Consider the following 12,269-nt stretch of genomic DNA (forward strand, 5'->3'; position numbering starts at 1 on the left):
GCCCCAACACCCCGGCAAGCCGAGGAGTCACCACCGTGCACGACACCCCCGACCCCGTCGCCGTGGCCCGCCGGATCGCCGAACGGAGCGGGCGACTGGGGATCAGCGAGGTGGAACTGGCCCGCCGGGCGGCGATGGCCCCCCGCTACCTCCGGCACCTCCTCGAAGCCGGACCCGGCTTCGACCCGGGGGGCTTCGTCCGGATCGCGGCCGCCCTCGACAGCAGCCGCGACGAGCTGGTGTCCGGCCGCGCCGACGCCCCGCCCGGGCACGGCGGCCCCGGGCCGCACCCCCGGCTGCAGAACCTCACCGAGGCCCAGTGCTGGGAGCTGGTCGGCACCCACGGCATCGGCCGGATCGGCCTGCCGGTCGAGCCGGGACCGGTGGTGCTGCCCGTCAACTACGTGGTCGACCGGGCCTCCTTCGCCTTCCGCACCGCGGAGCACAGCACCGCCGCCCCGGCCGACGGCGCCGCGGTCTCCTTCCAGGTCGACCACATCGACGAGTACCTGGGGCGTGGCTGGAGCGTGCTCGCCCTCGGCCCGGCCCACCAGGTGACCGACCCGGTCGAGCTGGAACGCCTGGCGGGCCTGCCCGGTGCCTCGCCGTGGGCGGGCGGCGACCGGCCGCGCTGGGTCCGGATCCGCCCGGAGGAGATCAGCGGCCGCCGGCTGATCGCCGGCTGATCGCCGGCTGATAACGGGGCGGGCCCGCGGACGCACCCCCGGTGGAGGCGGCGGCGACCCGCCGCCGCACCGTCGTGCGGCCCGACGTCGAACCGTCCGGACCGTCCGCCGTCATGGGGGCGGCGGTCGAGGCCGGCCACGCCTGCGGGGAGTGGGCCGACGCGAGGCCGTTCGCCGCCCGGCGCTCATGGGCGGTACTGCCGCCAGTCGTCGAACCAGCGGCCGGAGATCGGGGTGTGGGCCCGCTTCTCCGGCGAGTCCGGGCGCTCCGCGTGGGCGAGGTCGTCGACCAGCCACTCGGCGAAGGTCGCCGGGCGGTGGTCGTCGGTGAGCAGCGGGTTGAGACGGTCGCAGGTGCCCCGGCCGTCGAACCACATCGTGCCGCGCTGCGGGCCGCCGACCACGAGCAGGGTGGCGAAGCCGCAGCCGCCCGAGACGAGGAACACCGCGCCGGCGACCCGGGCGTCCTCGGCGGCCTCCGCCTCGGTGCGCCAGGCGGCCCGCGCGGCGTCGAACGCGGCGGGGTCGGCGTAGTCCTCCTCCTTCGGGGCGCGTGCCCAGACCTCGTCCTCGGCGGCGAGGGCGGTGTCGTGGTCGGGGAACGGCGTGGCGAGCAGCGGGAGGAGGGTCTGGTGGTCGTCCCGCCAGCGCCAGCCGTGCTCGGTGCGGTGCAGCTCGCGGACGCGGTGGTGTTCGCTGCCCGCGCCGACGTGCAGCAGGTACCCGCGGTAGTCGGCGGGGAGGGTGATGCCGAGCTGTTCCTCGGCCTCGCGGACCTGGTGTTCGGTCAGCGGCGGCGGGAGCGGCGGCAGCGGGCCGCCCCGTGCGGCCTCCTGCCCGGCCCGCAGGGCGAGCGTCCGTCGCCGGACCTCGCTCCAGTCCACCTCTGCTGATCCCATGATCGGATTGTGCCAGGAGCCGGTGAGCCGCCCCCCGGGCGGACCGGGTTTCCGGCACCTCGTCGGGGGAGCCCCTGCCGGCCCGGGCCACGGGCGCAGGGCCCGTGGACGCGGGTGCCGATGACTGGTATCCAGGCCACTGGGCAGCCGGGCGGTGCCGGCTGCCGGGCCGCGACGTACCAGCAGGGGAGCAGGGGCGATGCGCAGAATTCTGATCGTCGGCGCCGGGCAGGCCGGACTCCAACTGGCCCTGGGGCTGCAGTCCCACGACTACGACGTGACGGTGCTGACGGAGCGCACGGGCGAGGAGGTGCGGGCCGGGCGGGTGCTGTCCACCCAGTGCATGTTCGACTCCGCGCTGCGCACCGAGCGCGCCCTCGGCCTGGACCTGTGGGCCGACCGGGCACCCCGGATCGAGGGCGTCGGAGTGTCGGTGGCCGGGCCGGACGGCGCCCGGGCGGTCGACTGGGTCGGCCGGCTGGACGCCTGCGCGCAGTCCGTCGACCAGCGGCTGAAGACCTCCACCTGGCTGGAGCTGTTCGCGGAGCGCGGCGGCCGGGTGGAGCTGCGCAAGGTGACCGCCGCCGACCTGCAGCACCTGGCCGGCTCGTACGACCTGGTGCTGGTCGCCTCCGGGAAGAGCGGACTGGGCTCGCTGTTCGAGCGCGACCACCTGCACTCGCCGCACCAGCGGCCCCAGCGCGCGCTGGCCGCCGCCTACGTGCACGGGCTCGCGCCGCGCTCCGAGCACGACTTCCCCGCGATGCGCTGCAACCTGGTGCCCGGCGTCGGCGAACTGCTCGTGATTCCGGCCCTGACCAGATCGGGGCCCTGCGACATCCTGTTCTGGGAGGCCAGACCGGGCGGACCGGCGGACGCCTTCGACGGCCTCCGCGACCCGGCCGAACACCTGCGGGTGACGCTGGAGTTGATGAGAACCTTCACGCCCTGGGAGTACGACCGGGCCCGGTCCGGCGTCGAACTCACCGACGCCGGCGCCACCCTGGCCGGGCGCTTCACCCCGGTGGTCCGCCGGCCGGTCGGCGAACTGCCGGGCGGCGGCGCGGTGCTGGGCATGGCGGACGTGGTCGTCACCAACGACCCGATCACCGGCCAGGGGGCCAACAACGCGGCCAAGTGCGCGGCGGGCTACCTCGCGGCGATCCTCGCCCACGGCGGCAAGCCCTTCGACCGCGACTTCCAGCAGGCCGCCTTCGACGGCTTCTGGGCGACCGCCGGCCCGGTCACCACCTGGACCAACGCGATGCTCGCCCCGCCGCCCCCGCACGTCCTCGACCTGTTCGTCGCGGCGGGCCGGCACCGGGCCGTGGCCGACCGGTTCGCCAACGACTTCGACGACCCGACGGACGTGGCACGGTGGCTCCTCGGCCCGGCCGAGGCCGCCGCCTACCTGGCCTCGGTCACGGCCGGCGGCTGAAGGGTCAAGAGCTCGCCACATCGGGGACGGCCGCGCGCCGTCCGTGGTGGGTTCGGGTCGCCGCCTCGCCGCGGGGGCACCCGGCTCGGAGGACGAGCGGTACGGGCACCCGGACGACAGGAGACACGGGGCGGCGGTCGACGGGGGCAGCATGGCCCAGGCAGTGATCGACACGGCGTACAACCAGCGCAAGCGACTGCGCACCGACCGCCGCCGGACCACCGCCGGACCACCGCCGGACCACCGCCGGACCACCGCCGGACCACCGCCGGACCGCCGCCGGACCACCGCCCTCGCTACCGCGCCATCGTCGCCCTCGGCACCCCCGTCTGCTGCTTCGCCACGGTCCGCCGGAGCTGACGACCGCTCCGGCGCCACGGGAGCGGGCCCCAGGCCGGCGGGCCCCGTCCCGGAGCGGGCCCGAATAGGCCGCCCGGCTCCCGGCCACTACGCTCGGTCCCGATCGAACAACCGATGGGGTGAACCGATGGGCAGGTGGGAGCGGGCGCTGGACGCGGCCGGCGTGCACGATCCCGGGCTGCGGGCCGACTACGGGCGGCAGCGGCAGCAGGTCGCCCGGTACAAGCGGGAGGTCACGCTGGCGGCCGGCCTGCTGCTGCCGGACCGCACCGTCCCGCACCTGATCGCGGCGGCCGCCTTCATGCACCGCACCGACACCCTGCTGGACAGCGGCCCCCTCGCGCAGCGCCGGGCCGCGTCCGCCGACTGGCAGCGCGCGGTCGCCGACAGCCTCGACGCCGGCCGCACCGACGACCCCGAACTGCGCCCCCTGCTGAACAGCGTGGCCGCGCGCCCCGCCCTGCGCGACCGCGTCCTGGACTTCCTCGCCGCGACGGAAGCGGACCTCGACTTCACCGGCTTCGCCACCGAGGAGGAGTACCAGGCGTACGTGGACGGGTACTCGCTGCCCGGCTTCATGGTCGTCGCCGGACTGCTCGGACCGGACGGCGACCAGACGGCCTTCCGCGCCGCCTGCCGCACCTACATCGACGCCGCCCAGCGGCTCGACTTCGTCAACGACCTCGCGGAGGACCTGGCCGAGGGCCGGCTGACCATCCCCGAGCAGACCCTGCGGGAACACGGCGTCACCCGGGCCGACCTGGAACGGGCCCGCGACCTGCCCGCCGTCCGGACGCTGCTCGGTGCACTGCTCGACCGGGCCGACCGCACCCTCGCCGAGGGCCGGGCCGTGGTCGAGCTGGTGCCGCCCGCCCACCGGCCGATGGTCCGCTGCCTCCTCGGGGTGGACGAACTCGTCAGCGCCGCCGCCCGCGTCGACCCGGGCGCGCTGCTGCGCCGTTCCGCGAGCCCCGCCAAGGGGGCGGCGCTGCGCCTGCTCGCCCGTGAGTACCTCCGGGCCCGGCGCTTCCGCGGCTGACGGGGCGGGGCGGCTCGGTGGGTTGAGGGGTCGAGGGGCTGCGTGCCTGATGCGGTCGGCGGTTCGGGGGCCCGGGTTCCGTGCCTGACGGCCCGGCTCGGCCGCGCGCGCGAGTCATGACGTTCCGTCAAGGGCGCGTCCTGGCGCGGAAGTCGGCTCCGCGGGGTGCGTCGGGGGTGGGTCGCCGGTCCGGCGGGGCCGTGCTCGTGGACCCCTGATCCGACCTGCGGACTATACCCCAGCCGACACATCTTGAACGCACTCGCCTCAATGGTGACCGTGGGGCCCCAGGGGCGCCCGTTTCTTGAGGTGCCTCCGGCAAGCGCCTGGCCTGCATGCCACTTTCGTCACCGAGAGTTCTGTCCTGATTTCCCTGCGTGTCCATGACGCCGACATTTGGCCGTTCATGCGTTCAGGAAGATAACGAAAAGGCCGAGCATCGTCTCGCATTGGATTTACTTCTTGACTCCATCTGGCACATGCGGGTTGACTCCCTCCCACTCCGCCGCACCGTCGCGGCGACGTCAGGGAGGCACCCCCACATGAACGCAACGATGCGTCGCGCCGTCATCGCCACCGCAGCCGTCTCGATGGCCCTGTCCATGGCCGCCTGCGGCAAGGCCGGCGGCGACAAGAAGGACTCCGCCGCCGCCGGTGACACCAAGTCCATCGGCCTGCTGCTGCCCGAGAACGCGTCCTCGACCCGTTACGAGTCCTTCGACCGCCCGTTCATCGAGGCCAAGGTCAAGGCCCTGTGTGCGGACTGCAAGGTGCTCTACAACAACGCGGAGGGCAGCGCCTCCAAGCAGAAGCAGCAGTTCGACACCCTGATCGCCCAGGGCGTGAAGGTCATCGTGCTGGACGCGTTCGACGCCGCCTCCACCCAGTCCTGGGTCAAGGAGGCCGCCGCCAAGGGCGTCAAGGTCGTCGCCTACGACCGCCTGGCCACCGGCCCGGTCGCCGCCTACGCCTCCTTCGACAACGAGAAGGTCGGCGAACTCCAGGGTCAGGCCCTGGTCGACGCGCTCGGCGCGCAGGCCGCCGCCGCCAACATCGTCATGATCAACGGCGACGACGCCGACCCGAACGCCGGTCAGTTCAAGGCGGGCGCGCACAAGGTGCTCGACGGCAAGGTGAAGAAGGTCGTCTACGAGCAGTCGGGCGAGTGGAAGCCCACCGTCGCCGGTCAGAAGATCGGCGCCGCGATCACCCAGCTCGGCAAGGACGGCTTCCAGGCCGTCTACTCCGCCAACGACGGCATGGCGGGCGCCATCATCACCCAGCTCCAGGGCGCGGGCATCAAGGTCCCGGTCGGCGGTCAGGACGCCGGCCTCGACGCCATCCAGCGGATCGTCAACGGCGACCAGGCCTACACCATCTACAAGGCGTACAAGCCGCTCGCCGACAGCGCCGCCGAGCTGGCCGTCGACCTCCTGCAGGGCAAGGACGTCAAGTCCGTCGCCACCGCGAGCGTCGACAGCGCCACCGACAAGGGCATCCCGGCCAAGCTGCTCGACCCGAAGGTCGTCACCAAGGCCAACATCAACGACACCGTCATCGCCGACGGCCTCTACAAGGCCGCCGACATCTGCACCGCGGACTACGCCGCCGCCTGCGCCACCGCCGGCCTGAAGTAGCACCGCCCGGGCGGAGCTCCCCGTCTCCCCGGGGAGCGCCGCCCGCAGCCGCGGCGGCCCCAGGCCCGCCCCGACACCCCCTTTTCGACGCTCACCCGCCCGCCCCGCCCGGCGCGCGGGCCACCCCGGCCGCCGACCCACCCAGCACGGCGCGCGCGGGAAGAAGGAGATGGTTCACGTGACAGGCGCACCCGTACTGGCGTTGCGCGGGGTCTCCAAGCGCTTCGGCGCCGTCCAGGCACTGACGGACGTGCACCTGGAGGTACACGCAGGCGAGGTGGTGGCCCTGGTGGGCGACAACGGCGCCGGAAAGTCCACGCTGGTGAAGACCATCGCCGGCGTCCACCCGATCGACGAGGGAACGATCGAGTGGGAGGGACGGGCGGTGTCCATCGGCCGCCCGCACGACGCCCAGGCCCTCGGCGTCGCGACCGTCTACCAGGACCTCGCGCTCTGCGACAACCTCGACGTGGTCGGGAACCTCTTCCTCGGCCGCGAGCTGAAGCGCTTCGGCACGCTGGACGAGGTCGCCATGGAGAAGCGCGCCCGCGAACTCCTCGACACCCTCTCCATCCGCATCCCGAGCGTGCGCATCCCGATCGCCGCCCTCTCCGGCGGCCAGCGCCAGGTGGTCGCGATCGCCCGCGCCCTGGTCGGCGACCCCAAGATCGTCATCCTGGACGAGCCCACCGCCGCCCTCGGCGTCGAGCAGACCGCCCAGGTCCTCGACCTCGTCGAGCGCCTGCGCGACCGCGGCCTCGGCGTCATCCTGATCAGCCACAACATGGCCGACGTCAAGGCCGTCGCCGACACCGTCGCCGTCCTGCGCCTGGGCCGGAACAACGGCGTCTTCGAGGTGGCGACCACCTCGCACGAGGAGATCATCTCCGCCATCACCGGCGCCACCGAGAACGCCGTCACCCGTCGTCAGGCCCGACTCGCGGAGGAAGCGAAGTGAGCACCGAACAGACCACCCCCGCCCCGGCCGACGCCCCGGCCCCGGCCGCCACCCCCGCGGTGGACCCCCGGCTGCTCGTCCGCGAGGCCGGACTCACCGGCTACGTCACCGAGTTCAAGCGGAAGATGAAGAACGGCGACCTCGGCTCGGTGCCGGTCGTCCTCGGCCTGATCCTGATCGGCGCCATCTTCCAGGGCATCACCGGCGACTTCCTCAACGCCGACAACCTCACCAACATCACCAAGTGGGTCGCCGGCCCCGGCCTGATCGCCGTCGGCATCGTCTTCGTGCTCCTCCTCGGCGAGATCGACCTCTCGCTGGGGTCCGTCGCCGGCGTCTCCGCCGCGATCGCCTCCGTGCTGTCCGTGCGCTCCGGCTACAACGAGTGGGCCGCCTGCCTGATCGCGATCGGCGCCGCCGTCGCGATCGGCGCCCTGCACGGCTTCTTCTTCGCCAAGATCGGCGTCCCGGCCTTCGTCGTCACCCTCGCCGGCCTGCTCGCCTGGAGCGGCCTGCAGCAGTACGTGCTGGGCGACAAGGGCACCGTCAACGTCGTCAACGACGGCGTCCTGGCCAACCTGGACACCTACTTCCTCGGCGACGGCGACGTCGCCTACACCTGGGGCCTGGCCGTCCTCGGCGTCGCACTCTTCGCCGCCGGGCAGATCCTCGACGCCCGCCGCCGCGCCGCCGCCGGCCTCGCCGCGCGCCCGATGAGCGAGATCGCGCTGCGCACCGGGGTCCTCGCCGTCATCGCGCTGACCGCCGCCTCCATGCTCAACCAGGACCGCGGCCTGCCGCTGCCGCTGCTGGTGTTCCTGGCCGTCGTCGTCATCACCGACTTCGTCCTGCGCCGCACGAGCTACGGCCGGCAGATCTTCGCCGTCGGCGGTGGCGTGGAGGCCGCCCGCCGCGCGGGCATCAACGTCGCCTGGATCCGGATCTCGGTCTTCATGATCTCCGCCGGGATGGCGGCCCTGGGCGGCCTGTTCATCGCCTCCCAGCAGGGCTCCGCCGACAAGATCCTCGGTGGCGGCAACGTCCTGATGAACTCCATCGCCGCGGCCGTCATCGGCGGCACGAGCCTGTTCGGTGGGCGCGGCAAGACCTGGTCCGCCCTCCTCGGCATCCTGGTCATCCAGTCGATCATCACCGGGCTGGACCTGGTCCACGTCAACCAGGCCATCCAGTACATGATCACCGGCGCAGTGCTGCTGGCCGCCGTCGTCCTGGACTCCGTGTCCCGCCGCACCCGCAAGACCGCCGCGCGCTGACCCGGCGTCACGCGCACGGCTCGGGCCGGTCCGGTACCCACCCCCTCGGGTACCGGGCCGGCCCGTTGCGTCGTGGGGGTGGGGCGCGGGGTGTGAAGGTGAGCGCAGGAGGTGTCCACAAACGGAACCGTCCTTTGACGTAGGCCGGTTGCCGCCTCTGTCGCGGACCTGTCGTGCTCCGTCGGGCGTGGCTAGCATGAGGCAGCTCCACCACAGGTTCCAACGACAAGAACCACAGGGAGGACCCCCATGACTGCACTGATGACGGACGTCCGCGACGCCGGCCTGCTGGACATCGACGAGGACGCCATCTCCTTCGAGGACGCGTTCGACGCGGACCTCACGCCGGTCGCGTGTCTCGCCGACCCGTGGGTGACCTACGTCCCGACCCGCTTCCCCTGCGAAGACTTCTGATCCCAGCGGGCCGACCGGAACACAGCGGAACCGGGAGAGGGAACGGACCCTTGAGCGCACCACCCGACCCCGGCTCCGCCGACGCGCTGCGGCGCAGCGTCGAGGCGCTCGCCGCAGCCGCCGCCGACCCACGCGGACCGCTGCGCACCGACGGACAGTGGTGGTACCTCCGGGACCGCAGGCTGCCGGAACTCGCCCACGGATGGAAACTGCACCTGTCCGCCCGCCCCGGCGGACTCGCGGACCTGCTGGACGTGGTGGTCCCGATCCTCCTGCGCCACACCTGCGACGTGAAGTTCGCGCACAGCGCGGCCGTGCTGCAGGAGCTCAACAGCGGCCGGCACGGCGGCGCCGCCGTCGGGAAGGCCGTGACGGTCTACCCGCGGCCCGACGAGCTCCACGCCCTCGGGCAGGAGCTGGCGCAGGCACTGGCCGGCCGGGCCGGCCCCGACGTGGTCAGCGACCGCCGGATCCGGCCGGACTCCCCGGTGTACTACCGCTACGGTCCCTTCCGGGTCACGGAGGAGGAAGCGGAACGCGGCATGGTCGGCCCCGACGGCTCGCGGTTCCCGGGCCTGGCCGAGGCCCGTTACCGTCAACCACCCTGGGCCGACGACCCGTTCGGCGCCCGGCGCGCGCCCGCCCGGGCCGCGACCACCCGGGTCGGCGACGGCCGCTACCGCCTCACCGCGGGCATCTCCCGCGCGCCCAGCGGCCACGTCTACCGCGCGGTCGAACTCGCCACCGGGCGCGAGGTGGTGGTCAAACAGGCCCGGGCCTTCGTCGCCGAGGACGGCGCGGGCACCGACGCGCGCGGCCGGCTGCGGCACGAACGCCGGGTGCTCGCCGCACTCGCCGGGGTGCCCGGAGTGCCGCCCCTGGTCGACTACTTCCGGCACGGCACCGACGAGTACCTGGTCAGCGGCGCGCGCGGCGGGCGCGACCTGCGACGGGACGTCCTCACCGCCGGTCCGTACGGCGCCGGTCCGTGCGGTACCGGCCGGTGCGGCGCGGTCGCGGGGGACGACGCCCGCGACGGGTGGGCGCTGGCCCGCGAACTGCTGCGCATCCTGGACGCGGTGCACGCGCGCGGCGTCGTGGTGTGCGACCTCAAACCCGCGAACGTGGTGCTCGACCACGACGGCCGCGCCTCGATCGTCGACTTCGGGGTGAGCGCCCTCGCCGGCGAACGCCCACCGGGAGCCACCGCCGGCTACGGCCTGCCGGGCGGCACCGGCGACGACCCCACCGAGGACCACTACGCGCTGGGCACCACCCTGCACTACGCGCTGACCGGCCTCGACCCCGTCGTGATCGACCCCGACCCGGCGACCAACCGCGACCGCACCCTCGCCTGCCTGCGCGCGGCCCTCCCCGGCCCCGGGCACCCGGTCGCGGACCTGGTCGAGGGGCTGCTCTCCTTCGACCCGGCGCAGCGCGCCGAAGCCGCCTGCTGGCTCAGGGACTCCGGGCTCAGGGACTCCGGGCTCAGGGATGCCGGGCTCAGGGACTCCGGGCTCAAGGATGCCGGGCTCAGGGATGCCGAGCCGGTGCTCCCGGCCGCCCGACGGAGCCGGCCGGCCCGGCCCGGCCGGGCCGCGCTGGACGAGGCCCTCGACCACACCGTCACCAGCTGCGTGCGGATGGCCCGCGAGCTGGTCGCCGCCGGACCGGGCACCGAACGGCCCCGCGCCCTGCTCTCCCTCTACGACGGCGGAGCCGGGCTCGGCCTCGAACTGCTGCAGCACGCGGACCGCCGCCCGGACGCCCGCGCCGCCGCCGCCGACCTGGCCCGGTGGACCGCCGCCCACCCGGCCCTGCACGCCCTCGACGACTCCCTGTACCAGGGGCGCACGGGCGTCGAGCTGTTCCTCGCCGAGGCGGCGGCCGTCCTCGGGACGGGGCCGCTCCCGGTCGCCTTCCACGACGCGCCGCCCGGCCTGGGCACCGGCACCGACCAGATCGCCGGAGCCGCCGGGATCGGCACCGGGCACCTGCTGCTCGCGGCCCTCGGCCGGACGGGCGACGGGTTCACGGGCAGCGGGCTCACGGGCGACGGACGCCGCGCCGACCGGGAGCGCGCGGACCGGCACCGGGCGATGGTCGCCCGCTGCGCCGCCCGGCTGACCACCGGGCCGCTGGACGAACCCGAGGACGCACCCAACCCCGGCACCGCCGCCCTCGCGGAGGGCTTCGCCCACGGCCGCGCCGGTGTCGCCCACTTCCTGCTCGCCCTGCCCGACGGGCCGGCCCAGCGCACCGCCCGCCGGATCGTCGACGGCCTCGCGGCCGACCTACCCCGGATCGCGGACACCGCCCGCCGGCCGGGTGCGACCCGTCGCTACCTCTCGTGGTGCCGGGGACTGGCCGGTCTCGGCACGCTGCTGGTCCGGGCCGGCCTGCGGTACGGCGACGAGGACCTGCTCGCCCTGGCCGCCGACGCGGCCGACACCTGCCGGACGCTCGCTCCGCGGACCGCCCAGGTGTTCCGCTGCTGCGGCCTGGCCGGCGTCGGGGACCTCCTGGTCGACCTCGCGGAAGCCACCGGGGACGCCCGCCACTGGGCGGCCGCCGAAGACCTGGCCGGTCTCCTCCTCACCCGCGCCGGCGGCCCGCCGACCCGGCCGGTCCTCCCCGGGCGGCAACCCGACGCCGAGGCGCGCGCCTGGGCCGTCGGCACCCCCGGTGTCGCCACCTTCCTGCGCCGGCTGTCCCGGCACGGCGGCCCGGTGCCCGGGCTCCTGCCACTGCGCTGAGAAGCCCCCCGTCGAGCGGGTGCGGACGTCCGCACCCGCTCTTCGGCATGCCCCGAACGCCCAGGTCACCGTGCCGGTCCGGCCGTCGTGGGCGACGGAAGGTGGTGGGCCGGTGGCGGATCGCTCAAGTGCCTCTGAGGAAAGGGCGGTGATGCGCCGTCGTACACGGACAATCGGCCAATCTCCGGTTCCGCCATGTCCCCGGCAGTCGCCCGCGATCTAGACTCGCCCGTGGGCGGCGCGCCGCAGGGATCCGTGTCGGATCCGCGTCAGACGCACCCACGGGGGGCCCGGCATTCGCACAACACCCGCTTCGCAGACGCGTCCCGGACCGTCCGGAACGCCTGCCATCTCAAGGGAGTCTGCCATGTCCGACACCACTCTCGACCTCCAGGACCTCGACCTCAGCGAGCTGACCGTCACCTCGCTGCGTGACACCGTCGCGCTGCCCGAGAACGGTGCCTCCTGGGGTTCCTGCTCCTGCCAGGCGTCGTCCTCCTGTGCCCAGCCGCAGCCCATGGACACCACGATCGTCGGCTGACGTTCCGTCAGTTCATCGGCAGGGAAGACTCATTCGAGAATCCGGGAGACCGCATTGTCCGACCACGCTCAGGGCGGGCTCGCGCTCGCTGACGCCCTCGCCCTCGACGGCCTCGACCTCGGGGAGCTGACCGTCACCTCGCTGCGTGACACCGTCGCGCTGCCCGAGACCGGTGCCTCCGGCGGTGCCAGCTCCAGCTCCTGCGGATCGTCGTCCTGCGCCGTTCCGCACCCGCCGATCGTCGTTTCGTACTGACGTCGGCACCAC

General features: G+C 74.1%; 11 protein-coding genes. 10 read left to right on the forward strand and 1 reads right to left on the reverse strand.

The window, feature by feature from the left end:
* Positions 1-35 precede the first annotated feature (35 nt).
* Complete coding sequence (locus AB0Q99_RS22305) at positions 36-686, forward strand: pyridoxamine 5'-phosphate oxidase family protein (protein ID WP_363574380.1); 651 nt, start codon at positions 36-38, stop codon at positions 684-686.
* 185 nt (positions 687-871) lie between these two features.
* Here AB0Q99_RS22305 and AB0Q99_RS22310 read toward each other — a convergent pair whose 3' ends face one another.
* The gene (locus AB0Q99_RS22310) at positions 872-1,585 is read right to left on the reverse strand and encodes an SMI1/KNR4 family protein (RefSeq protein ID WP_363574382.1); all 714 of its coding nucleotides are present in this window, start codon (positions 1,583-1,585) and stop codon (positions 872-874) included.
* Positions 1,586-1,784: 199 nt separating this feature from the next.
* Here AB0Q99_RS22310 and AB0Q99_RS22315 point away from each other — a divergent pair, with 199 nt between their 5' ends.
* The 9 genes from AB0Q99_RS22315 to AB0Q99_RS22355 all read left to right on the forward strand — a co-directional run bounded on the left by AB0Q99_RS22315 (position 1,785) and on the right by AB0Q99_RS22355 (position 12,257).
* A complete protein-coding gene (locus AB0Q99_RS22315; RefSeq protein ID WP_363574384.1) occupies positions 1,785-3,023 on the forward strand; it encodes a styrene monooxygenase/indole monooxygenase family protein in 1,239 nt (412 codons plus the stop codon).
* A 487-nt stretch (positions 3,024-3,510) separates the two neighbouring features.
* A complete protein-coding gene (locus AB0Q99_RS22320) occupies positions 3,511-4,422 on the forward strand; it encodes a squalene/phytoene synthase family protein (protein ID WP_363574386.1) in 912 nt (303 codons plus the stop codon).
* A gap of 542 nt (positions 4,423-4,964) precedes the next feature.
* Entirely contained in the window at positions 4,965-6,059 is a 1,095-nt protein-coding gene (locus AB0Q99_RS22325; protein ID WP_363574388.1) for a substrate-binding domain-containing protein, read from the forward strand.
* A 169-nt stretch (positions 6,060-6,228) separates the two neighbouring features.
* Positions 6,229-7,017, forward strand: coding sequence for an ATP-binding cassette domain-containing protein (locus AB0Q99_RS22330; RefSeq protein ID WP_363574390.1), 789 nt, complete (start codon positions 6,229-6,231; stop codon positions 7,015-7,017).
* Complete coding sequence (locus tag AB0Q99_RS22335) at positions 7,014-8,291, forward strand: sugar ABC transporter permease (protein ID WP_363574392.1); 1,278 nt, start codon at positions 7,014-7,016, stop codon at positions 8,289-8,291. Before AB0Q99_RS22330 ends, AB0Q99_RS22335 begins: the two co-directional genes overlap by 4 nt.
* A gap of 249 nt (positions 8,292-8,540) precedes the next feature.
* Positions 8,541-8,705, forward strand: coding sequence for an SflA family class IV lanthipeptide (locus tag AB0Q99_RS22340; protein WP_360259026.1), 165 nt, complete (start codon positions 8,541-8,543; stop codon positions 8,703-8,705).
* A gap of 50 nt (positions 8,706-8,755) precedes the next feature.
* Positions 8,756-11,461, forward strand: coding sequence for a class IV lanthionine synthetase LanL (lanL, locus tag AB0Q99_RS22345; RefSeq protein ID WP_363574394.1), 2,706 nt, complete (start codon positions 8,756-8,758; stop codon positions 11,459-11,461).
* A 367-nt stretch (positions 11,462-11,828) separates the two neighbouring features.
* On the forward strand, positions 11,829-12,002 hold the full coding sequence (locus tag AB0Q99_RS22350) for a thiazolylpeptide-type bacteriocin (protein ID WP_363574396.1): 174 nt from the start codon (positions 11,829-11,831) through the stop codon (positions 12,000-12,002).
* A gap of 54 nt (positions 12,003-12,056) precedes the next feature.
* A complete protein-coding gene (locus AB0Q99_RS22355) occupies positions 12,057-12,257 on the forward strand; it encodes a thiazolylpeptide-type bacteriocin (RefSeq protein WP_363574398.1) in 201 nt (66 codons plus the stop codon).
* Positions 12,258-12,269 lie beyond the last annotated feature (12 nt).

Origin of the sequence: Kitasatospora sp. NPDC086791 (genome assembly GCF_040685975.1) — a bacterium.
GTDB lineage: Bacteria > Actinomycetota > Actinomycetes > Streptomycetales > Streptomycetaceae > Kitasatospora.

Coding starts and splice junctions, on each gene's coding strand:
- AB0Q99_RS22310 (WP_363574382.1), bottom strand. CDS start 1,585: ATGGGATCAGCAGAGGTGGACTGGAGCGAGGTCCGGCGACGGACGCTC.
- AB0Q99_RS22315 (WP_363574384.1), top strand. CDS start 1,785: ATGCGCAGAATTCTGATCGTCGGCGCCGGGCAGGCCGGACTCCAACTG.
- AB0Q99_RS22320 (WP_363574386.1), top strand. CDS start 3,511: ATGGGCAGGTGGGAGCGGGCGCTGGACGCGGCCGGCGTGCACGATCCC.
- AB0Q99_RS22325 (WP_363574388.1), top strand. CDS start 4,965: ATGAACGCAACGATGCGTCGCGCCGTCATCGCCACCGCAGCCGTCTCG.
- AB0Q99_RS22330 (WP_363574390.1), top strand. CDS start 6,229: ATGGTTCACGTGACAGGCGCACCCGTACTGGCGTTGCGCGGGGTCTCC.
- AB0Q99_RS22340 (WP_360259026.1), top strand. CDS start 8,541: ATGACTGCACTGATGACGGACGTCCGCGACGCCGGCCTGCTGGACATC.
- AB0Q99_RS22350 (WP_363574396.1), top strand. CDS start 11,829: ATGTCCGACACCACTCTCGACCTCCAGGACCTCGACCTCAGCGAGCTG.